The following is a 20,399-nucleotide window of genomic DNA, read 5'->3' as shown; positions in this document are numbered from 1 at the left end:
AGCCCCCGCGCCGCTCAGCTTGTCAGTGCTCGGTGAGCATGCCGCGGTCCTCGATGAACGCGATCACCTCGGCCAGACCGGCCTGCGTCTTGAGATTGGTCATGACGAAGGGCCGCTGCTTGCGCATGCGCTTCGTGTCGGCCTCCATCACGCCGAGGTCGGCGCCCACGTAGGGCGCCAGGTCGGTCTTGTTGATGACGAACAGGTCGCTCTTGGTGATGCCGGGGCCGCCCTTGCGCGGGATCTTCTCGCCGGCCGCGACGTCGATCACGTAGATCGTCAGGTCGCTGAGCTCGGGGCTGAAGGTGGCGGCCAGGTTGTCGCCGCCGCTCTCCACGAAGACCACGTCGGCATCCGGGAACTCGACCAGCATCCGGTCGATGGCCTCGAGGTTGATCGAGGCGTCCTCGCGGATCGCGGTGTGCGGGCAGCCGCCGGTTTCCACGCCCAGGATGCGTTCCGCCGGCAGCGCGCCGGCCACGGTCAGCAGGCGCTGGTCTTCCTTGGTGTAGATGTCGTTGGTGATGGCGATCAGGTCGTACTTGTCGCGCATGGCCTTGCAGAGCATCTCCAGCAGCGTGGTTTTGCCGGAGCCCACCGGGCCGCCGATGCCCACGCGCAGGGGCGGCAGTCTCTTGGTGCGGTGGGCGATGTGGTGGAGGGCGGAGCTCATAGGCGGATTCAGCTTCGGAAGAGTCGCGAATACTGGGTTTCATGCCGCGCCGACAGCACGGCGAGCATGGGCGAAAAGGCCTGGCGCTCATCATCCGCCAGCGCCAGGGCCCGGTCCACTGCGGGGGGGATTTCGGCAGCCAGCCGGCCGAGGATGCGCTGGCCGGCGCTCTGGCCCAGCGGCATCGCCTTGACCGCGGCGGCGGCCATGTTCTCGGCCCAGCCGAAGGCGAAGGCCAGGCAGGCGTCGCGTGCCGGCGCCTCTGTGCGGCTGGCGGCGAAGGCGAAGGCGACCGGGTAGCTGGCGGGCAGGGTGTCGAAGACCGCGGCGGCATCGGTATGCCGGAGCTTGAGCCATTCGACGAAGGAGCGACCCATCTGCTCGGTCTGCAGCAGGAACTCGGCGGATTCGCGGGTCTGGAATACCCAGTCGTTCAGCGTGCGGATGCGATCCAGGTCGCCGCTGCGCCAGGCGGGAATGGCCTGGCCGACGATGGCGAGGTCGCTGCGCGCGAGGCTCAGGTGGAGCTGGTCCGCGAGCCAGTCGGCCGCGGCCTGCTCGGTCGTGATGCCCGCCCATTCGATGGCCGCTTCCAACCCTTCCGAATAGGAGAAGCCGCCGACCGGAAGAGCCGGCGAGGCCAGCCAGATCAGCTGCAGGAGGCTGGCTGCGGGCAGGGCGCCCGGCGCGTCGTCCATCAGTGCGAATGGCCGCGGTCGTGGTGGTGGCCGTGCGAAGGGGCGTGATCGTGGCCGTGGTCGTGCGCATGCGGCGCCGCATAGGCGTCCGGATGCAGCACCGGCCCGACCGGTGCGTTCCCGCCGTGCGAATGGCCGTGGCCGCCGCCATGGGCACCATACGCGCCGCCCTCGGGCTCGAAGGCCTCCTCGGCTTCGCGCACGATCAGGTGCATCGAACGCAGCATGCCGGCCAGCACGTGGTCGGGCTCGATCTTCAGGTGATCGGGCTGCAGCTCGATCGGCACGTGCCGGTTGCCCAGATGGTAGGCCGCGCGCGTCAGGTCGAAGGGCGTCCCGTGCTCGGTGCAATGCGTGATGACCAGCACCGGCTGCTTCGCCGCGATCACCTTGACGAGCGAGCCGTCCTCTGCCACCAGCACGTCGCCGCCGCGCACCGCCGTGCCGCGCGACAGGAACACGCCAAGCTGGCGGCCCTGCGAATCGGTGGCATCGAAGCGGCTTTTCTGGCGCACGTCCCAGTCGAGTTCGACCGTGGCGGCCCGCCTGAGCAGCACCGGCGCGAGGCCGCCGCCGCGGGGCATGAGTTTGTTGGCTGTGAGCATGGGTTCGAAGTGAAATGGACTTGCACCCTCTCCCTCTGGGGGCGGGGGTGAGGGCGCCGCCCGTTGGGGACAGTATCAGAACAGAAAGTACCGCTGCGCCATCGGCAGCACCACCGCCGGATCGCAGGTGAGCAACTGCCCGTCCGCCCGCACCGCATAGGTCTGCGGATCGATCTCCATCTTCGGTGCGTAGCCGTTGTGGACCATGTCCTTCTTGCGGACGTTGCGGATGTTCTTCACCGCGCTCAGGGTCTTCGCCAGCCCGTAGCGGTCGCCGACACCCGCCGCCAGCCCGGCCTGCGAGACGAAGGTCAGCGAGCTCCTGGCCAGCGCGCCGCCGAAGGCGCCGAACATCGGGCGGAAGTGCACCGGCTGCGGCGTCGGGATGGATGCGTTGGGGTCGCCCATCGCCGCCATCGCGATCGTGCCGCCCTTGAGGATGGTGAAGGGCTTGATGCCGAAGAAGGCCGGCTTCCACACCACCAGGTCGGCCCACTTGCCGACCTCGATGCTGCCCACCTCGTGCGAGATGCCGTGCGCGATGGCCGGGTTGATCGTGTACTTGGCGACGTAGCGCTTGGCGCGCGCGTTGTCGTGGCGGCTGCCGTCCTCGGGCAGCTTGCCGCGCTGCGCCTTCATCTTGTGGGCGGTCTGCCAGCAGCGGATGATCACCTCGCCCACGCGCCCCATGGCCTGGCTGTCCGAGCTGAACATGCTGATCGCGCCCAGGTCGTGCAGGATGTCCTCGGCCGCGATGGTCTCCTTGCGGATGCGGCTCTCGGCGAAGGCCAGGTCCTCGGGGATGCCGGCGTCCAGGTGGTGGCACACCATGAGCATGTCGACGTGCTCGTCCAGCGTGTTCACCGTGTAGGGCATGGTGGGGTTGGTGGAGGAGGGCAGGAAGTTGGCCTCGCCCACCACGCGCAGGATGTCCGGCGCATGGCCGCCGCCCGCGCCCTCGGTGTGGAAGGCGCAGATGGCGCGGCCCTTCACCGCGGCAATGGTGTTCTCCACGAAGCCCGATTCGTTCAGCGTGTCGCTGTGGATCGCGACCTGGGTGTCGGTCGCGTCGGCCACGTCCAGGCAGTTGCTGATCGCCGCCGGCGTGGTGCCCCAGTCCTCGTGCAGCTTGAGGCCGATCACGCCGGCCTCGATCTGCTCGTTCAGGCCTGCCGGCAGGCTCGCGTTGCCCTTGCCCAGGAAGCCGAGGTTCATCGGAAAGGCGTCGGCCGCCTGCAGCATGCGCTCGATGTGCCAGGGGCCCGGTGTCGCGGTGGTGGCGAAGGTGCCGGTGGCCGGGCCGGTGCCGCCGCCCAGCATGGTGGTGACGCCGGAGGCCAGCGCCTCCTCGATCTGCTGCGGGCAGATGAAGTGGATGTGGCTGTCGATGCCGCCGGCGGTGACGATGTTCCCCTCGCAACTGATGACCTCGGTGCCCGGGCCGATGACGATGTCCACGCCCGGCTGCACGTCGGGATTGCCGGCCTTGCCGATGGCGACGATGCGGCCGCCCTTCAGGCCGATGTCGGCCTTGACGATGCCCCAGTGGTCCAGGATGAGCGCGTTGGTCATCACGGTGTCGACCACGCCCTCGGCGCGCGTGCGCTGCGACTGCGCCATGCCGTCGCGGATGGTCTTGCCGCCGCCGAACTTGACCTCTTCGCCATGGCCGCCGGCGCGCAGGGTGTAGTCCTGCTCGACCTCGATCACCAGGTCCGTGTCGGCCAGCCGCACGCGGTCGCCCACGGTGGGGCCGAAGATTTCGGCGTAGGCACGCCGTCCGATGGTGGCCATGTTCAGAGCTTTCCTTGCACGAGTCCGCGGAAGCCGTAGACCACGCGGTCACCGGCGAAGTCGACCAGCTCGACCGTGCGCTGCTGCCCCGGCTCGAAGCGCACCGCGGTGCCCGATGCGATGTTCAGCCGCATGCCGCGCGCGGCCTCGCGGTCGAAGTCCAGCGCGCCGTTGGTCTCCGCGAAGTGGTAGTGCGAGCCGACCTGGATCGGCCGGTCGGCCGCGTTGCGCACCACCAGCGTCAGCGTGCGGCGGCCGGGGTTGAGGACGTGGTCGCCCTCGTCGGTGATCAGCTCGCCAGGAATCATGCGACGCCGCCGAGCAAGGCCACGCCGAGGATCGCCACGGCCGCGCCGGCCAGGCGCGGCAGCCAGCGATGGCTGCGACGCAGGGTCCAGCCGGCGCCAATGCCCGCGGCATGCAACAGCACCGTCGCGGCCAGCATGCCGGCGAGCGTCAGCGCGGCGCCCGATTCGCCCGCCGCGAGTTCCTGGCCGTGCGCCACGCCATGGAAGACCGCGAACACGCCGACCAGCGCAGCAGCTGCGAGTGCGGGCAGCCGCTTCTGCGTGAACACCAGCAGCCCCAGCACCAGCAACGAGGCCGCGATCATGGGCTCGACTGCCGGCAGTTGCACACCCGCGAGGCCGAGCAGCGCGCCCGCCAGCAGCATCAGCGCAAAGCCGAGCGGCGCCCACAGCAGATCGGGCCAGGCGCGGCGTGCGGTCAGCGCGCTCCAGAGGCCCACCGCCACCATGGCGGCCAAGTGATCAGGCCCGGTCAGCGGATGCAGCAATCCTGCCGCGAAGCCATGGTGCAGGCCGGCATCGGCACCGGTGTGGGCCGATGCGGCGAGCGGCAGCGCGGCAATCAGGAAAAGGAAGGCGTGGCGAAGTGAACGCATGGTCTGGCGGTTGGTTGTTTTCAAACGATGGGCTGGTGTACGGTGACTAGCTTCGTGCCGTCCGGAAAGGTGGCCTCGACCTGGATGTCCGGGATCATCTCGGGCACCCCTTCCATCACGTCGGCGCGCGACAGGACGCTGCGCCCCTCGCTCATCAGCGCGGCCACGGTCTTGCCGTCGCGTGCGCCTTCCATCACGGCGGCAGAGATCAGCGCCACTGCCTCGGGGTAGTTCAGCTTGAGCCCGCGCGCCCGGCGCCGTTCCGCCAGCAGGGCCGCCGTGAAGATCAGCAGCTTGTCTTTTTCGCGCGGTGTCAGTTCCATGGGCGGGTGGAGGAAAGTCGAAGGCAGGCCATTATGGGCAAGCCCCGACCATTGCAACAGTCGTGCCGATGGCACGGAACCTGCACCCCGGCCGGCGTGGAAACGACCGCCTCCGCCCCGCCCGCCAGCGACGAAGCGCCCCAGCGCATCGTCAAGGTCCGGCGCGACTACAACAGCTGGGTGGCCCGCGAAACACTGGAGGACTACGCGCTGCGCTACACGCCGCAGCGCTTCCGCCGCATGGCGGAATGGCGGGTGGCGAGCACGGCCTTCGGCGGGGCCGCCTCCTTCCTGATCCTGGAGGCGGTGGGCGCCACGCTGCTGGTGCAGTACGGCTTCGTCAACGCGGCCTGGGCCATCCTGGCCACCGGGCTGATCATCTTCCTGGCCGGCCTGCCGATCAGCGTCTACGCCGCGCGCTACGGCGTGGACATGGACCTGCTCACCCGTGGCGCCGGCTTCGGCTACATCGGCTCCACGCTGACCTCGCTGATCTACGCCTGCTTCACCTTCATCTTCTTCGCGCTCGAGGCGGCGGTGATGGCCTATGCGCTCGACCTCGCGCTGGGCATCCCGGTCGTGTGGGGCTATCTGGTCTGCGCGCTGGTGGTGATCCCGCTGGTCACGCACGGCATCTCGGCCATCAGCCGGCTGCAGGTCTGGACGCAGCCCATCTGGCTGCTGATGCTGGTGGTGCCCTTTGCCTATGTACTGGCGCGCGATCCTGGTGCGTTCGCGGGTGTCACGCACTACAACGGGATCAAGCCGGGCCAGATCGGGTTCGATCTGCACCTCTTCGGTGCTGCGCTGACAGTCGGCATCGCGCTGATCACCCAGATGGGGGAGCAGGCCGACTACCTGCGGTTCATGCCGGTGCGCACCGCGGCCAACCGGGGGCGCTGGTGGGCCGGCGTGCTGGCGGGCGGTCCGGGCTGGGTGGTCCTGGGCGTGCTCAAGATGCTGGGCGGCGCGCTCCTGGCCTACCTGGCCATCGGCCACATGGTGCCGCCCGAGCGGGCGGTGGATCCGAACCAGATGTACCTGGCGGCCTACGAGTACGTGTTCCCCAAGTACGGATGGGCGGTGGCCGCCACCGCGCTGTTCGTGGTGATCTCGCAGATCAAGATCAACGTCACCAACGCCTATGCCGGCTCGCTGGCCTGGAGCAATTTCTTCTCGCGCGTGACCCACAGCCACCCGGGCCGCGTGGTGTGGGTGGTGTTCAATGCGCTGATCGCGTTCATGCTGATGGAGATGAACGTCTTCGAGGCCCTGGGCGACGTGCTGGGCCTGTACGCCAACATCGCCATCGCCTGGATGATGGCGGTGGTGGCCGACCTGGTCATCAACAAGCCGCTGGGCCTGTCGCCGCCCGGCATCGAGTTCAAGCGCGCCCACCTGTGGGACATCAACCCGGTGGGCGTGGGCGCGATGGCGCTGGCCTCGGCGCTGTCCATCACGGCGCACCTGGGCGTCTTCGGGCCCACGGCCCAGGCCTTCTCGGCGCTGATCGCGCTGGGCACCGCCTTCGTCGCGGCACCGCTGATCGCCTGGGCCACGCGCAGCCGCTACTACATCGCGCGGGTGTCGGAGGAAGGCGGTGCCGCGCCCTTCGCGCCGGCCCCCGGCCGGCATGCCGTGCGCTGGGCCCGGGTCGAATCGGAGGCCGGCAGCTACCGGCGCCTGGGCACGCAGCGCTGCGTGATCTGCGAGCGCGAGTACGAGGGGCCGGACATGGCCCATTGCCCCGCATACCAGGGCGCGATCTGCTCGCTGTGCTGCACCCTCGACGCGCGCTGCGGCGACCTGTGCAAGCCCGCGGCGAGCCTCTCGGCGCAATGGTCGGCCGCGCTGCGCTGGCTGCTGCCGCGCCGGGTCTGGCCCTACCTGGACACCGGCCTCGGTCACTTCCTGCTGATGATGCTGATCGTGGTGCCGCTGCTGGCCGCGGTCTTCGGTGTGCTCTACCAGCAGGAGCTGCGCAGCCTCGGCGAGGGACTGATCTCCGATGCGGCGCAGGCGCCTGCTGCATTGCGCGCCGGCTTCCTCAAGGCCTACATGGCGTTGCTGCTGATCGCCGGCATCGTCGCATGGTGGCTGGTGCTGGCGCACCAGAGCCGCAAGGTGGCGCAGGAAGAGTCGAACCGCCAGACGCATCTGCTGATGCGCGAGATCGAGCTGCACCGCGAGACCGACCGCGCGCTGCAGGCCGCCAAGCGCAGCGCCGAGCAGGCCAACCAGGCCAAGAGCCGCTACATCAGCGCCATCAGCCACGAGCTGCGCACGCCGCTCAACAGCATCCTCGGCTATGCGCAACTGATGGGGGAGGACGCGGCCGTGCCGCCGCACCGGCGGCAGGCGGTGGCGGTGATCAAGCGCGGCGGCGAGCACCTGCTGTCGCTGATCGAGGGCACGCTGGACATTGCCCACATCGAGGCCGGCAAGCTCACGCTGCAGGCCCGGCCCATGCAGTTCGCCGACCTCATGAGCGAGCTGGCCGACATGTTCGAGCTGGAAGCGGCCGAGAGGGGCCTGGCCTTCCGCTTCGAGCCCGAAGGCGAGCTGCCCGTGCTGGTGCGTGCCGACGAGAAGCGGGTGCGGCAGATCCTGATCAACCTGCTGGGCAACGCGATCAAGTTCACCGCCAGCGGGCACGTCGCGCTGCGCGTGCGCTACGCGCGCGAGTTCGCCGCCATCGAGGTGGAGGACACGGGGCCGGGCATGTCGGCCGAGGCGCTGGGCCGCATCTTCGAGCCCTTCGCGCGCGGCGCCCATGCCGGTGCATCGGCGCCGGGGGCGGGCCTGGGCCTGACCATCGCGAAGATGCTGATCGACCTGATGGGCGGCGAGATGAAGGTGCAGAGCACGCCGGGCGCCGGCTCGGTGTTCTGCGTGCGCCTGTTCCTGCCGCGTGTGCACGATGCGCCCGGGCTGCGCCGGCGCCTTCGGCCTGCATCCGCCGTGCCGCGCGTGCGGCGCGGCTACGCGGGGCCGCGCCGGCGCCTGCTGGTGGTCGACAACGAGGAGGCCGACCGCGAGCTGCTGGTGAACGTGCTCGCGCCGCTGGGCTTCGAGCTGCGCACAGCGGCCAGCGGCCACGACGCCCTCGACCTGGTCGCGGCGGGCTGGCAGCCCGATGCGATGTTCGTGGACCTCGCCATGCCGGGCATCGACGGCTGGGAAACCATCCGCCGCGCGCGCGCGATCGGCCTGGCCGGGGCACAGGTCGCGATCGTCTCGGCCAACGCCTTCGACAAGCGGCTGGAGAACGACGTGGGCATCGCGCCCGAGGATTTCTTCGTCAAGCCGGTGCGCCACAGCGAGCTGCTCGACTGGCTGGAGCGGCGCCTGGCGCTGCAGTGGACCGACAACGCCGCGGCGCCGCAGCCCGCGCCGGCCGAGCCCGCCGGTGCGCTCCCTGCCGCGCAGCGCCTGCGCGCGCTGGGGGAGGCCGTGAGCCTGGGCTACTTCCGCGGCATCATGAACGAGCTCGATGCCATCGATGCCGCGCAGCCCGAATGCGCGGCCTGGACCGCGGCGCAACGCGCGCTGGCGCGGCAGTTCCAGTTCGAGGCCATGGGTCGCGCGCTGACCGCCGCAGCGGGAGCCCCATGAGCGGCGGCAGCAGCGAAGGCACCCCACCCCTGGTCCAGAGCCTGCGCGAGCATGCCGGCACCGGCGACCTGGTGCTGATCGTCGACGACGTGCCCGACAACCTGGCGGTGCTGCACGACGCGCTGGACGAGTCGGGCTACGCGGTGCTGGTCGCGACCAGCGGCGAGCAGGCGCTGCAGCGTGCCGCCCAGGCCCGGCCGGACATCGTGCTGCTCGACGCGATGATGCCGGGCATCGACGGCTTCGAGGTCGCGCGCCGGCTCAAGGCGGATGCGGCGACGGCGCACATCCCCATCGTCTTCATGACCGGCCTGACGGAGACCGAGCACCTGGTCGCCGCGCTGGAGGCGGGTGGCGTCGACTACGTTACCAAGCCGATCAAGCCCAAGGAAGTGCTGGCGCGCATGAACGTGCACCTGCAGGGCGCGCGTCGCGCGCGCCAGGCGCAGCAGCAGGCCGGCCAGGCGCGCAACGCGCTCGATGCCTTCGGCTATGCCAGCTTCATGGTGCGCATGCCCGAGGGACGGCTGGTGTGGCAGACCGCGCTCGCGCGCGAACTGCTGCAGCGCTACTGCGGCAGCAGCGCACCGGCCACCCCGCCGGCGGTGCTGGAGTGGCTGCGCCGGCACCTGCCCGATGCGCAGCAGCGGCAGATCGAGCCGCCGGTGCTCGCCATCGCGCAGGGCGCCGCTTCGCTCAACCTGCGCCTGCACCAGCAGGCCGGGCAGGACGAGGGGGGCGACGACTGGCTGATCATCATGCGCGAGGTGTCCGACGCCGCCGTCATCGAGGCCATGAGCCTGAGCCTCAAGCTCACCGCGCGCGAAGCCGAGGTGCTGTACTGGGTGGTCAAGGGCAAGACCAACAAGGACATCGGCGAGATCCTCGGCGCCAGCCCGGCCACCGCCAAGAAGCACCTGGAGCGCGTGTACGTCAAGCTGGGCGTGGAGACGCGCACCGCGGCTGCAGGGGTGGCGATGAAGCGCATCCGGGAACTGCAGCCGCAGTTCGAATTGTGAGCTGACGAACTGACATCGGCCACTCCTAGAATGGCGCGGCCATGATCCGACGCGCCTGGATGCTCCCTTTGTGGCTGGCTGCGGCTTCGGCCCAGGCCGGTGGGCATTTCGACGTCGACGACGCGGGCACCCTCGATCCGGGCCGGTGCCAGTACGAGTTCTGGGGACAGCGCGCCCGCAGCCTGCAGACCACGCTGTGGCACCTGGGTCCCGCCTGCCGCGTCGGCCCGGTGGAGCTGGGCCTGAACATCGATCGCATCTCGGTGGCCGGGGAACATACCTACGTGTTCGGGCCGCAGGTCAAGTGGACCTTCCTGGGGCAGGCGCCCGAAGCGCGCTGGAGCGCCGCCCTGTCGCTGAGCGCCAGCGGCGCCCGGCCTCGCCACGGCGGGCGCACTGGCGGACAGTTCGTGATGCCCGTGAGCTGGCGCGCGACCGACAGCCTGACGGTGCACGCCAACCTCGGCACCGACTGGGCCGTGGGCACCGGCCTGCGCACCGGCCGCGGCGGGCTGGCCGGCGAATGGGCGCTCAACAGCACCGTCTCGCTGATCGGCGAGCGCAACCGGGCGTTCGGCCTCTGGACCTCCCGCGTGGGGACGCGATTCTCCATCACGCCGATGATCAGCATCGACCTCAGCGTGGCACGTACCGGGCCCGAGGGGATACGCACCGTGACCGTGGGGCTGAACCACGAGTTCGGGCGCTGACCCCGCCCTGGGACGGCTGGGGCAAGCCCGGCGGCTGCGAGGGACTCAGTGGATGGTCTTCAGGCCGACCGGCTCGCAAAAGGCCGTCGGCGCGTAGCTCGACGCGGACTTGTCGTTCGGCGCCGGATCGGCTTTCAGGCTGACCAGATCGAAGAAGGCGGTCGGCGCGTAGCTCGACCCGGTGTTGTCTTTCGGGGCCGGCTCGGGCTTGGGAGGGGTGAAGTCCAGGAAGTCCGTGGGCGCGAAGCCGATGTCGCGGCGGGCTTGCGCCTCGGCCTGCGCTTGCGCCTGCAACTGGGCATGGCGCTCCCTGGCGTTCGCACGCAGGCGGGCGAGGTCGGCGCGGACCTCCTCGAGGGAGCGCATCTTCTTGACCGGCGATTCGTCCGCGTCGGCGGCCACCGGATTGATGGCCTGCTGCGGCGGCGTCACCGGGACGGGGCGGGAGGCGCGGATGACGTTGTCGGCAATGGACGCGACCGGCGCGGAGGGTGCGGCGGGCATGCTGGAGGCCATGGGCGTCCTGGGCACGGAAGGCGTCACGGGCGCAGCCGACGGCACGATCGCCAGCTTCGCCACCTCCTGCCTTGGCGATTGGCTTCGGGCGCGGGGTCGCTCGAACGCGGCGATCACGCTGAGCGGCGCTGCCTGGGTCGCAGGCCGATCGGCCGAGTGAACCCGAGCCGGCCGGGCGTGGGCGCGTCTGCCGAACAGGCCGCCAATACCGAAGCAGAGACGTTGAAGCGTTCCGAGAAAGAGCGATGCTTCCATGGTGTGCAGGCCTTCCGAGTTGTTTTGCGAGATTGTGGAAGGCAATGACTGAGAACCAATGGGTTAATGCGTGTGGCAGATGCGCCGGCCGCAAACAATTGCACGAAGCCGGCGCATGGATTGGATGGATTGAATGCCCGGCAGCTTCAGTTGCCGACCAGCGCCAGGTAGTCCCGCCGGGTTGTCGGCGCCACCGCGTCGATCAACTGCGCATAGGAGGTCTTGTGGCGCGCCAGCATGCGCGCCGACGCCACCGCCTTGGAGCGGCAGTACCAGTGGCAGGTGTGCTGCATCAGGAACAGCTCCGCCGACATCAGGTAGGCCTTGCTCTTGGCCGTCTGCTGCAGCGTGTTGGCCGCGGCGTCGGCGATGCCGCGCGCATGGATGGCCAGGGCCCGGCGCATGTCGAAGCTGGCGCCGGGAAGCAGTTGGGCGAAGGGCAGGGCGAGCGGCAGCTTGCTCACCCGGGCTGCCGCCTCGTCGACGCGGGCGAACTCGGCGGCGAAGCGTTCGAACTGGCTCGCCAGCCTGTTGGCGGTGTCGTCGAGCAGGCCCCAGATCTGCTGGCGGCGCGCCGGGTCGTCCTCGCCGAGGCAGCGCAGGTAGCCCTCGGTCAGGTTCTCCATCAGCTTCTCGATGTCGTAGCGGGCCAGGTGCGCGGCCAGCAGGACGATGCGCTTCTTCTGCGCGTGGGTCTTGAGCAGGTAGGCGGCCATGAGGAGCAGGGCGGCCAGGGTGAGGGTTTCCATGAGAGGTGCGGGCGCGGCGCGGCGACAGGGGAGGAGGGCGGGCGTTGGCGCGTGCTTCAGGCCAGGAGTTCGTCGAAGCAGCCGCCGGGCGGCTCCAGCCGGCGCCCGCGCAGCATCAGCCGCAGGGGGCCGGGCATCACGCGCAGGCGTTCCGGGTGGCGCTCGTCGCCGGGATAGGCGGCGACGCGGACCCCGTCCACCTCGAAGGTGACCGGGCGCACCAGGCTGGGCGCGCGGCCCTGTGCCTCGGCCAGGATCGAGGCCACGCTGCCATGGCGTGCCAGGTGCGCCAGGCTCATGATCTGTGGGCCGGCCAGGGCGATCTCGCCGGCCCAGTAGCGCTCCAGTGCTGCGCGCGGACGCAGCCAGGCGCACAGCACGGCCTCGTGATCGTCGTGCAGCGCCTCCTGGCCGGCAGGCGCCTCGGCGATGAAGAACCGCGTGTCGAAGCGCTTGCCGGGCGAGTGGAGAGCGTTGACCGGCGTGATCCAGCGTGACCAGGGCTGCATCGCATGCGCCGCCAGGCGCAGGCCCAGCCGGCCCAGCATCTCGTTGAAGGGGACGCGCTGCGCGGCCAGCGCCGCGGCCTGCCGCGCGCCCTCGGCGTCCAGGCCGTGCGCCAGCAGCAGTCCGCATTCCTCGAACACCTCGCGCACGGCGGCCACGTGCAGCGCCGCGGCGGTGGTGGCATCGATCTCGGGGTCGTGCAGCCGCGCGTGCAGCTCCGTCGACGCCGCGTCCAGGTGCAAGGCCGCCTCGAGCAGCGCGTCCGCCGCGTCCAGCTTGCCGCCGGGAAAGACGTAGGAGCCGCCGTGCACGTCGGACAGCGCATGGCGCTGCATCATCAGCACCTCGGGGCCGGCCTCGCTGTCGCGGCAGACCAGCACGGTGGCCGCGGGGCGGATCGGCAAGGGGAGCGACGATTCGGGAGAGGGGGTTTGCATGGCCTGTCAGACCTCCGCGCCTTCGACCAGGAAGCGCACCCGCCGCACGCCCTGCCACTCGTCGGCGTCGAGCCGGAAGGCGATCACCACGCGCGGCGGCAGCGGCTCGGTGTGGCCGAACCAGATGCCGTCCACCGGCCGGCCCTGGTGCCGCAGCTTGAGCGCGAGATGCTTCTCGCCCACCAGCCGCTGCGAAACCACCTCCACCTCCTCGCTGAAAGTAGGCGGGGCGAAGCCCTGGCCCCAGACCTCGCGGTGCAGCGTGTCGACCAGGTCCACGCGCAGGTACTCGGGCGCCAGCGGGCCGTCGGTGTCGAGGCGGCGGGTGAGGGCGGCGGCGTCGAGCCATTCGGCCGCGACCTGGGCCAGCGCGCGCTCGAAGGTCTCGAAGTGCTCTCGGGCCACCGTGCAGCCGGCCGCCATCGCGTGGCCGCCGAAGCGCAGCAGCACACCGGGATGGCGCTTGGCCACCAGGTCCAGCGCGTCGCGCAGGTGGAAGCCCGGAATGGAGCGGCCCGAGCCCTTGAGCTCGTGTTCCTTGCCCGGCGCGCCACTGGCGGCGAAGACGAAGGCGGGCCGGTGGTAGCGGTCCTTGATGCGCGAGGCGACGATGCCGACCACGCCCTCGTGGAAGTCGGGGTCGAACACGCTGATGGCGGCCGGGATGGCCTCGCTGCCGTCGCCGTTCATCTCGAACAGCGACTCGGCCAGCAGCAGCGCCTGCTCGCGCATGCCGCCCTCGATGTCGCGGCGCTCGCGGTTGATGCCGTCGAGCAGGCGCGCCAGCTCCTCGGCGCGCGCGCTGTCGTCGGTCACGAGGCATTCGATGCCCAGCGTCATGTCGGCCAGGCGTCCGGCCGCGTTGATGCGCGGTCCCAGCGCGAAGCCGAAATCGAAGGTGGTGGCGGCCAGGGCATGGCGGCCTGCGGCCTTGAACAGAGCGGACAGGCCGACGGGCATGGCGCCGGCCCGGATGCGTCGCAGGCCCTGCGCGACCAGGCGGCGGTTGTTGGCGTCGAGCTTGACGACGTCGGCCACCGTGCCCAGCGCGACCAGTGGAAGCAGCGCGTCGAGCTTGGGTTGCGTCGCGATGTCGAATACGCCACGTGCGCGCAGCTCCGAGCGCAGGGCCAGCAGCACGTAGAACATCACGCCCACCCCGGCGATGCATTTGCTGTCGAAGCCGCATTCGGGCTGGTTGGGATTCACAAGCACGTCGGCCGCCGGCAGCGCCGGGCCGGGCAGGTGGTGGTCGGTCACCAGCACCGCGAGGCCGCGCGCCTTGGCCGCGGCCACGCCCTCGACGCTGGCGATGCCGTTGTCCACCGTGATCAGCATGTCCGCGCCGGTGTCGGCCACGCGCTCGGCGATCGGCGGCGTCAGGCCGTAGCCGTCGACCACGCGATCGGGCACCAGGTAGCTCACGTGCCGCGCGCCCAGCAGCCGCAGGCCGCGCAAGGCCACGGCGCAGGCGGTGGCGCCGTCGCAGTCGTAGTCGGCCACGATGCACAGGCGCTTGTGGTCGCGGATCGCGTCGGCCAGCAGCACCGCCGCCTCGCGTGCGCCGCGCAGGGCGTCGGGCGCGAGCAGGCGCGCGAGGCCGTCGTCCAGTTCCTCGCGGGTATGCACGCCGCGTGCTGCATAGAGGCGCGCCAGCAGCGGATGGATGCCGGCCTGCTCGAGCGCCCAGGCGCTGCGCGGCGGGATGGCGCGGGCCACGATCTTCATCACAGCGCCTCCAGCACGGCCGGCGCGCTCGGGCGCTGCACGAGCGATTTCGCCCAGGCCGTGAAGCCGCGCGGCTGCACGCCGAAGCGCCGCGCGGCGCGGTCGCCGCAGAGGGTGAGCTTTACCTGCGCGCCGGCGTGATAGGCCGCAAGCAGCTCGGCGACCGCGCCCGCGTCGAGCACGTTCCAGGCTGTGGCCCAGGCAGTGCCGTCGTCGCGCAGAGCGGCTTCGCGCAGGTCCTCGGCGACCTTCGGCGACGCGTCCTGGGGCGCTGAATCGGCGGAAAGGCGGCCTGTGCCGCTGAGCCAGAAGGAATTGATGGGCGGCTCGCCGCGCGCGGTGCGCTCGTCGTTGACCCGTTCGGTGTAGAGCAGCATCTGCATCTCGTTCTGCAACCGGCGCAACGGGCGTGCGCCTTCGGTGAGGGGCGACCATTGCGCGATCGGGTGGCCGATCGCGCGGTCGAGGGAGGCGGTGGCGATCCCTTCGAACACCGGGCCCTGCGCCAGCCAGCGGCCGGGCGCGGCGGAGGCATGCAGCGCGATGCCGTCTTCCTCGAAATAGGGGCGGGCGATGGCGAGCAGGGCCTCGGACTCCGTGGGCTCGACGCGGATCGCGCCCGGATCGCCGAGCACCACGTCATCGATGCCGACCTGCCAGTGGCACAGGGTGGCGATGCCCCAGCTGCCCGAGCTGCCGTCGAGCCCGGCCCGGCGGGCCTCCAGCGCGGCCCAGGGAATCTGGCCGTCGGGCGCCGGAATGCCCAGCGCCGCGGCCAGGGCGCGCTCGTGGGGGGGAGACAGGGTGCCTTCGTCCTGCATGTCCTCGTCCTCCAGTGTCAGGCGCGCGAGCAGGGATTCGAGCTTCGGCAGACGCAGGGACTTCATCGCCTCGCGGCAGGCCGGCGTGCCGCGGCCGGCGAAAGGAATCAGGAGGTGGGACGGAGAGGGCGGCACGGGCATGGGCCTATTGTCCGGGATGCCACAATCGTCGCCCTATGCCCCTTCCCTACGAACTGCAACTCGGCTGGCGCTATACGCGCGCAGGCCGGGCGACGCGGCGCAACGGTTTCATCAACTTCATCTCCGGCGTGTCCATGCTCGGCATCGCGCTGGGCGTGGCTGCGCTGATCATCGTGCTGTCGGTGATGAACGGCTTCCAGAAGGAAGTGACCGACCGCATGCTGGCCGTGATCTCGCACATCGAGATCCTCTCGCGCGACGGCCAGGCGCTGGCCGACATCGACGCCATCGCGGCGGCGGCGCGCAAGAACCCCAACGTGATCGGCGTCGCGCCCTTCATCGCCGCGCAGGCGCTGATCGCGCGCGGCGAGGACATGAAGGGCACGCTGGTGCGCGGCATCGAGCCCGCGCTGGAGCCGCAGGTGACCGACATCTCCACCACCGCGCAGAAGGGCGCGCTGGAAAAGCTGGTGCCGGGCGAGTTCGGCATCGTGCTGGGCGTGGAGCTGGCGCGCTCGCTCTTCGTGCGGGCGGGCGACCAGGTCACGATGATCGCGCCCGGCGGCCAGGTCACGCCGGCCGGCGTGGTGCCGAGGCTGAAGCAGTTCACCGTGGTCGGCACCTTCGATTCCGGCCACTACGAGTACGACTCGGCCCTGGCCATGATCCACGAGCAGGACGCGGCGCGCGTCTTCCGCCTCGAAGGCCCCAGCGGCCTGCGGCTCAAGCTCAAGGACCTTCACCAGGCGCGCGAGGTCGCCGAGGAGCTGGCCGTCACCCTGCCCGGCGAATTCCTGATCCGCGACTGGACGCGCCAGAACCGCACCTGGTTCGCCGCCGTGCAGGTCGAGAAGCGCATGATGTTCATCATCCTCACGCTGATCGTGGCGGTCGCCGCCTTCAACCTGGTCTCGACGCTGGTGATGACGGTGACCGACAAGCGCGCCGACATCGCGATCCTGCGCACCCTGGGCTCGAGCCCGAAAAGCATCATGGGCATCTTCGTGGTGCAGGGCGCGATGGTGGGCGTCATCGGCACCCTGGGCGGGCTGCTGCTGGGCCTGGGCATCGCCTACAACATCGACGTCATCGTGCCGGCGCTGGAGCGGCTCTTCAACGCGCGCTTCCTGCCGCAGGACATCTATCTGATCAGCAGGATGCCGAGCGATCCGCAGCAGGCGGACATCGTGCCGATCACCCTGATCTCGCTGGCGCTGTCTTTCGTGGCCACGCTGTACCCGAGCTGGCGCGCCAGCCGCGTGAATCCCGCCGAGGCCTTGCGCTATGAGTGAGGCTTCGCTCGCCAATGGCGTCGTCCTCCAGGTCCGCGGCCTCACCAAGCGCTTCCACGAAGGCCGCATCGACCTCACCGTGCTGCACGGCGTCGACCTCGACGTGCGCGCCGGCGAGACGCTGGCCATCGTCGGCGCCTCGGGCTCGGGCAAGAGCACGCTGCTGCACCTGATGGGCGGGCTGGACGCGCCCACCGGTGGCAGCGTGGAACTGCACGGCAGGAACATCGCGCATTCCGATCCGGCCGAGCAGGGCCGGCTGCGCAATGCGCACCTGGGCTTCGTCTACCAGTTCCATCACCTGCTGCCGGAGTTCAGCGCGCTGGACAACGTGGCGATGCCGCTGAAGATCCGGCGCATGCCGCCGCCGCAGGCCACCGAGGCGGCCGCGCAGATGCTGGCTGCGGTGGGCCTGGCCGAGCGCGTGCACCATCGCCCCGCCGAACTCTCCGGCGGCGAGCGCCAGCGCGTCGCCATCGCCCGGGCCCTGGTGACCCAGCCCGACTGCGTGCTGGCCGACGAGCCCACGGGCAACCTCGACCGCGGCACCGCCGACGGCGTGTTCGCGCTGATGCTCAAGCTCGCGCACGAGCGACGCACCGCTTTCGTGGTGGTCACGCACGACGACGGGCTGGCCAGGCGCTGCGATCGCGTGCTGCGGCTGGCGGCGGGGCGGCTCGGGTAGGGTCAAGACCTCGCGCATGCGCACGAGCAAGTTGCAGCGGCGCCTGTTGTTGATCGTCACCGCGGCGATCCTGCCGCTCGCCATCGTCTGCGGGCTCGCGCTCGATGCCCTGCTGAACGCCCAGCGGGTGCAGACCCAGGCCTCCATCCTCGGCGTGGCCAGGGCGGTGGCCACCGCGGTGGACAGCGAATTGCGCATGACCATCGCCGCCCTGCAGGCGCTGGCGCTCACCGACCCGCTGGGCAGCACCACGCCGGACGGCCTGGCCGAGGCCTACGAGCTCGCCAGCGCCATCCGCCTTTCCCATCCGGAATGGCGCGATCTCCTGCTCGCGTCCCCGGACGGGCGTGTCCGCTTCAGCACCGAACGCGGGCTCGACCTGGGCGATGCCCGGGTGATCGAGCCGGCGAGCCTGCAGGAGGCGGTGAACGCGCGGGAGCCCGTCATCGGCCCGATGACCCCGGGCCCCCGCGGCCTGCAGGCCTTTCCGGTGCGCGTGCCGATCCTGCGCGACGGCGAGGTCCGCCACGTCCTCACCGCGGCCGTCGATCCGGAGGCCATCACTGCGGTGTTGCAGCGCCAGAGCGTGCCGGAAGGCTGGACCGTTTCGGTGTTCGACGGCCGCCAGCGACGCGTCGCGCGCAACGTGGACGACGACCGCCTGCGCGGCAGCGCGCCGAGCCGCACCCTGCTCGACCTGTTGGCCAGGCTGGGGCCGCGGCGTGAAGGCGTGGGCGCCACCATCAACGTGGAGGGCGTCCGCTCGCAGACTGCCATCGCGCGCATGGACGCGGCCGAGTGGATGGTGGTGGTCGGCGCGTCAGTGGCGTCTTCCGAGGCGGCGTCGCGTCGACTGTTCCTGGCCTACGGCGGCGGCCTGCTGGTTTCTCTTCTGTTCGGCGGCCTGGCGGCCTGGTGGATCTCGCGCGGCGTGACCCGACCCATGGCGCTGCTGCGCGCCCAGGCCGATGCCATGGGCCGCGGCGAAACGCTGCGGGCGCAGAAATCGGGCGTGACCGAGGTGGACGCGGTGGCCGAGGCGCTGGCCACCGCGTCCGAGCAACGGCGCCGCAGCGAGGCCGAGCGCCAGAAGCTGCTGGAGGCCGAACGTCTGGCAAGTGCGACGGCGCAGGCGGCGCAGCAGCGGCTGGCGCGTCTCGGGGATGTCAGCACGGTCCTGTCGCAGTCGCTGGAAGAGGCATCGACCCTGGCGGCCATCGCTCAGGTGATCGTGCCCGCCATCGCCGACCTGTGCCGCATCGATCTGTTGGACGAGCACGGCGTGCTGCAGCGCAAGCTCACCCACCATTCCGACCCCGCGCGCAGCGAGTTCATCGCGAAGATGGTGAGCAACCGCACCGCGCCCAACGACGCGCCGGGCTCCTTCCCCTGGGCCATCGCCACCGGCAAGGTGTTCCTGCTGAATCTCGACGACGCCGAGTCCGTCGCCGGGCTCGAACCCGGGCTTCAGGAGTTCGTCCGGGTGCTCGGGCTCACGGCCGGATGCGTCGTGCCCCTCGTCGCGCGTGGCCGCACGATCGGCGTGATGGCCGTGCTGCAGGCCGAGTCGCGGCGCCGTTTCAGCGCCGAGGATGGCGCGCTGGTCGTCGAGTTGGCGCAGCGCGTCGCGCTCGCGCTCGACAACGTCCGTTTGCTGCAGGAGGCGCGAAGCGCGCAGTCGCAGGCCGAGCAGGCCAACCAGTCCAAGGACGAGTTCCTCGCGATGCTGGGGCACGAGCTGCGCAACCCGCTCGCGCCCATCTCGTTGGCGCTGCAGCTCATCGCGCGGCGCGACCCGCAGGCTTTCGCGCGCGAACGCCAGATCATCGAGCGCCAGGTGAAGCACCTTTCCCGCCTGGTGGACGACCTGCTGGACGTCTCGCGCATCGTCGCCGGCAAGATCGCGCTGAAGGCCGAACCGGTGGACCTGCGCGACGTGGTCGCCCGCGCGCTCGAACTCACCCTGCCGGCGCTCCAGCAGCGCGAGCGCATGCCGGACGTGCAGTTGCCGTCGTCGCCGGTGCCGGTGCGCGGCGACCCGCTGCGCCTGGCGCAGATCGTCGGCAACCTGCTGAGCAACGCGGCCAAGTTCACCGCGCCCGGTGACGCCATCCGCATCGTGCTGGCGACCGACGCCACGGCGGGCGCGCCGCAGGCGGTGCTGCGGGTGGAAGACGAGGGCATCGGCATCACGCCCGAACTGCTGCCGCGCGTGTTCGATCGCTTCGTGCAGGGCGAGCAGGCCCTGCACCGCGCCGCCGGCGGCCTGGGGCTCGGCCTGCCGATCGCGCAAAGCCTTGCACGGCTGCATGGCGGTGCGATCACCGCGGAAAGCGGCGGTCCCGGTCAGGGAACGACTTTCGAGGTGCGCCTGCCCCTGCACCTGGCGCGGGACGCACCCATCGCGCTGGGGGACAGCGCGGCCGCCGTGACGCAGTCGTTGTCGCTGCTGGTGGTGGACGACAACCGGGATGCAGCCGAATCCCTGGCAAGCTGGCTGGAGATCGAGGGCCAGGAAGTCCGCGTGGCCACGTCGGCCGAGGAGGCTTTGGAACGCCTGGCCCAGGCGCGCTGCGACGGCGCCATCATCGACATCGGCCTGCCCGGGATGAATGGCTACGAGCTCGCTGCGCGCCTGCGGGCCGACGAAGCGACCCGGTCGATGGCGCTCATCGCCTTGACCGGCTACGGGCGCGATGCCGACCGGCAGCGAGCGCTGGAGGCCGGCTTCGACGACCACTTCGCCAAGCCCGCCCAGCCGGAGCTCCTGCTTGCGCGGCTCGTCCGGGCATGCGGAGAGGGGCGAGCGCGGCAGTAGGGGCTTGGGCGGCTCAGGCCTCGCTCATCATGACCCGCAGCGTTGCCGAGCAGGCGCGGATCAAGGCAAAGTAGCGCGATGGACGACACACTCCCCGAACACTCCGCCA

At 70.7% G+C, this 20,399-nt stretch carries 18 protein-coding genes; 6 read left to right on the top strand and 12 right to left on the bottom strand.

The features are described 5' to 3' along the window. Nucleotides 1-22 precede the first annotated feature (22 nt). From ureG to A8M77_RS14400, 7 genes are all read right to left on the bottom strand, one after another. Entirely contained in the window at nucleotides 23-673 is a 651-nt protein-coding gene (gene ureG, locus A8M77_RS14430) for an urease accessory protein UreG (RefSeq protein ID WP_086922199.1), read from the bottom strand. 8 nt (nucleotides 674-681) lie between these two features. Further along, nucleotides 682-1,371 carry an urease accessory protein UreF gene (locus A8M77_RS14425; RefSeq protein WP_086922198.1) on the bottom strand — a complete coding sequence of 230 codons (690 nt, stop codon included), beginning with the start codon at nucleotides 1,369-1,371 and terminating at the stop codon, nucleotides 682-684. Further along, the gene (ureE, locus tag A8M77_RS14420; RefSeq protein WP_086922197.1) at nucleotides 1,371-1,976 is read right to left on the bottom strand and encodes an urease accessory protein UreE; all 606 of its coding nucleotides are present in this window, start codon (nucleotides 1,974-1,976) and stop codon (nucleotides 1,371-1,373) included. The genes A8M77_RS14425 and ureE overlap by 1 nt, the downstream gene beginning before the upstream one ends. A 75-nt stretch (nucleotides 1,977-2,051) precedes the next feature. Next, on the bottom strand, nucleotides 2,052-3,770 hold the full coding sequence (gene ureC, locus A8M77_RS14415) for an urease subunit alpha (protein ID WP_086922196.1): 1,719 nt from the start codon (nucleotides 3,768-3,770) through the stop codon (nucleotides 2,052-2,054). Nucleotides 3,771-3,772: 2 nt separating this feature from the next. Then, nucleotides 3,773-4,078, bottom strand: coding sequence for an urease subunit beta (locus A8M77_RS14410; RefSeq protein ID WP_086922195.1), 306 nt, complete (start codon nucleotides 4,076-4,078; stop codon nucleotides 3,773-3,775). Next, nucleotides 4,075-4,674, bottom strand: coding sequence for a HupE/UreJ family protein (locus tag A8M77_RS14405; protein WP_086922194.1), 600 nt, complete (start codon nucleotides 4,672-4,674; stop codon nucleotides 4,075-4,077). The genes A8M77_RS14410 and A8M77_RS14405 overlap by 4 nt, the downstream gene beginning before the upstream one ends. 20 nt (nucleotides 4,675-4,694) lie before the next feature. Next, nucleotides 4,695-4,997 carry an urease subunit gamma gene (locus A8M77_RS14400; RefSeq protein ID WP_086922193.1) on the bottom strand — a complete coding sequence of 101 codons (303 nt, stop codon included), beginning with the start codon at nucleotides 4,995-4,997 and terminating at the stop codon, nucleotides 4,695-4,697. A gap of 33 nt (nucleotides 4,998-5,030) precedes the next feature. Between A8M77_RS14400 and A8M77_RS14395 the strand changes: the two genes are divergently transcribed. The 3 genes from A8M77_RS14395 to A8M77_RS14385 are packed head-to-tail and all read left to right on the top strand — an operon-like array spanning nucleotide 5,031 to nucleotide 10,341. Then, nucleotides 5,031-8,612 carry a hybrid sensor histidine kinase/response regulator gene (locus A8M77_RS14395; protein WP_086922192.1) on the top strand — a complete coding sequence of 1,194 codons (3,582 nt, stop codon included), beginning with the start codon at nucleotides 5,031-5,033 and terminating at the stop codon, nucleotides 8,610-8,612. Further along, a complete protein-coding gene (locus A8M77_RS14390; RefSeq protein ID WP_086922191.1) occupies nucleotides 8,609-9,631 on the top strand; it encodes a response regulator transcription factor in 1,023 nt (340 codons plus the stop codon). Before A8M77_RS14395 ends, A8M77_RS14390 begins: the two co-directional genes overlap by 4 nt. Before the next feature lie 41 nt (nucleotides 9,632-9,672). Further along, nucleotides 9,673-10,341 carry a hypothetical protein gene (locus A8M77_RS14385; protein WP_238136824.1) on the top strand — a complete coding sequence of 223 codons (669 nt, stop codon included), beginning with the start codon at nucleotides 9,673-9,675 and terminating at the stop codon, nucleotides 10,339-10,341. Nucleotides 10,342-10,386: 45 nt separating this feature from the next. Here the strand turns inward: A8M77_RS14385 and A8M77_RS35195 are convergent, their stop codons facing one another. The 5 genes from A8M77_RS35195 to A8M77_RS14360 form a co-directional block, all read right to left on the bottom strand. Further along, nucleotides 10,387-11,112, bottom strand: a complete 726-nt coding sequence (locus A8M77_RS35195) for a hypothetical protein (protein ID WP_143694598.1) — start codon at nucleotides 11,110-11,112, stop codon at nucleotides 10,387-10,389. 146 nt (nucleotides 11,113-11,258) lie between these two features. Further along, the gene (locus A8M77_RS14375; protein WP_086922189.1) at nucleotides 11,259-11,861 is read right to left on the bottom strand and encodes a hypothetical protein; all 603 of its coding nucleotides are present in this window, start codon (nucleotides 11,859-11,861) and stop codon (nucleotides 11,259-11,261) included. A gap of 56 nt (nucleotides 11,862-11,917) precedes the next feature. Continuing rightward, entirely contained in the window at nucleotides 11,918-12,805 is an 888-nt protein-coding gene (locus tag A8M77_RS14370; RefSeq protein ID WP_086922188.1) for an NUDIX hydrolase, read from the bottom strand. A gap of 6 nt (nucleotides 12,806-12,811) precedes the next feature. Continuing rightward, entirely contained in the window at nucleotides 12,812-14,533 is a 1,722-nt protein-coding gene (gene recJ / locus A8M77_RS14365; RefSeq protein ID WP_086922187.1) for a single-stranded-DNA-specific exonuclease RecJ, read from the bottom strand. Next, entirely contained in the window at nucleotides 14,533-15,495 is a 963-nt protein-coding gene (locus A8M77_RS14360) for a hypothetical protein (RefSeq protein WP_086922186.1), read from the bottom strand. The genes recJ and A8M77_RS14360 overlap by 1 nt, the downstream gene beginning before the upstream one ends. A gap of 35 nt (nucleotides 15,496-15,530) precedes the next feature. On the opposite strand from A8M77_RS14360, the gene A8M77_RS14355 reads away from it, so the two are divergent. Genes A8M77_RS14355 through A8M77_RS14345 form a run of 3 tightly spaced genes read left to right on the top strand, consistent with a single transcriptional unit; the run spans nucleotide 15,531 to nucleotide 20,290 of the window. Further along, nucleotides 15,531-16,787, top strand: coding sequence for a lipoprotein-releasing ABC transporter permease subunit (locus tag A8M77_RS14355; protein ID WP_086922185.1), 1,257 nt, complete (start codon nucleotides 15,531-15,533; stop codon nucleotides 16,785-16,787). Then, a complete protein-coding gene (gene lolD / locus A8M77_RS14350; RefSeq protein WP_086922184.1) occupies nucleotides 16,780-17,472 on the top strand; it encodes a lipoprotein-releasing ABC transporter ATP-binding protein LolD in 693 nt (230 codons plus the stop codon). The genes A8M77_RS14355 and lolD overlap by 8 nt, the downstream gene beginning before the upstream one ends. A 16-nt stretch (nucleotides 17,473-17,488) precedes the next feature. Continuing rightward, complete coding sequence (locus A8M77_RS14345) at nucleotides 17,489-20,290, top strand: hybrid sensor histidine kinase/response regulator (protein WP_086922183.1); 2,802 nt, start codon at nucleotides 17,489-17,491, stop codon at nucleotides 20,288-20,290. Nucleotides 20,291-20,399: the final 109 nt, after the last annotated feature.

Source organism: Variovorax sp. JS1663 (assembly GCF_002157355.1).
Classification (GTDB): domain Bacteria; phylum Pseudomonadota; class Gammaproteobacteria; order Burkholderiales; family Burkholderiaceae_C; genus Variovorax.
Note: the sequence above shows the minus strand (reverse complement) of the source record. Positions and strands in the feature narration are given on the sequence as shown.

What these genes read in the sequence shown, in the direction of transcription:
- A8M77_RS14410 (WP_086922195.1), bottom strand. Translation starts at nt 4,078, where the DNA reads ATGATTCCTGGCGAGCTGATCACCGACGAGGGCGACCACGTCCTCAAC.
- A8M77_RS14385 (WP_238136824.1), top strand. Translation starts at nt 9,673, where the DNA reads ATGATCCGACGCGCCTGGATGCTCCCTTTGTGGCTGGCTGCGGCTTCG.
- A8M77_RS14400 (WP_086922193.1), bottom strand. Translation starts at nt 4,997, where the DNA reads ATGGAACTGACACCGCGCGAAAAAGACAAGCTGCTGATCTTCACGGCG.
- A8M77_RS14405 (WP_086922194.1), bottom strand. Translation starts at nt 4,674, where the DNA reads ATGCGTTCACTTCGCCACGCCTTCCTTTTCCTGATTGCCGCGCTGCCG.
- A8M77_RS35195 (WP_143694598.1), bottom strand. Translation starts at nt 11,112, where the DNA reads ATGGAAGCATCGCTCTTTCTCGGAACGCTTCAACGTCTCTGCTTCGGT.
- A8M77_RS14345 (WP_086922183.1), top strand. Translation starts at nt 17,489, where the DNA reads ATGCGCACGAGCAAGTTGCAGCGGCGCCTGTTGTTGATCGTCACCGCG.
- ureC (WP_086922196.1), bottom strand. Translation starts at nt 3,770, where the DNA reads ATGGCCACCATCGGACGGCGTGCCTACGCCGAAATCTTCGGCCCCACC.
- ureE (WP_086922197.1), bottom strand. Translation starts at nt 1,976, where the DNA reads ATGCTCACAGCCAACAAACTCATGCCCCGCGGCGGCGGCCTCGCGCCG.
- A8M77_RS14395 (WP_086922192.1), top strand. Translation starts at nt 5,031, where the DNA reads ATGGGCAAGCCCCGACCATTGCAACAGTCGTGCCGATGGCACGGAACC.
- recJ (WP_086922187.1), bottom strand. Translation starts at nt 14,533, where the DNA reads ATGAAGATCGTGGCCCGCGCCATCCCGCCGCGCAGCGCCTGGGCGCTC.
- A8M77_RS14390 (WP_086922191.1), top strand. Translation starts at nt 8,609, where the DNA reads ATGAGCGGCGGCAGCAGCGAAGGCACCCCACCCCTGGTCCAGAGCCTG.
- A8M77_RS14355 (WP_086922185.1), top strand. Translation starts at nt 15,531, where the DNA reads ATGCCCCTTCCCTACGAACTGCAACTCGGCTGGCGCTATACGCGCGCA.
- A8M77_RS14375 (WP_086922189.1), bottom strand. Translation starts at nt 11,861, where the DNA reads ATGGAAACCCTCACCCTGGCCGCCCTGCTCCTCATGGCCGCCTACCTG.
- lolD (WP_086922184.1), top strand. Translation starts at nt 16,780, where the DNA reads ATGAGTGAGGCTTCGCTCGCCAATGGCGTCGTCCTCCAGGTCCGCGGC.
- A8M77_RS14425 (WP_086922198.1), bottom strand. Translation starts at nt 1,371, where the DNA reads ATGGACGACGCGCCGGGCGCCCTGCCCGCAGCCAGCCTCCTGCAGCTG.
- A8M77_RS14370 (WP_086922188.1), bottom strand. Translation starts at nt 12,805, where the DNA reads ATGCAAACCCCCTCTCCCGAATCGTCGCTCCCCTTGCCGATCCGCCCC.
- ureG (WP_086922199.1), bottom strand. Translation starts at nt 673, where the DNA reads ATGAGCTCCGCCCTCCACCACATCGCCCACCGCACCAAGAGACTGCCG.
- A8M77_RS14360 (WP_086922186.1), bottom strand. Translation starts at nt 15,495, where the DNA reads ATGCCCGTGCCGCCCTCTCCGTCCCACCTCCTGATTCCTTTCGCCGGC.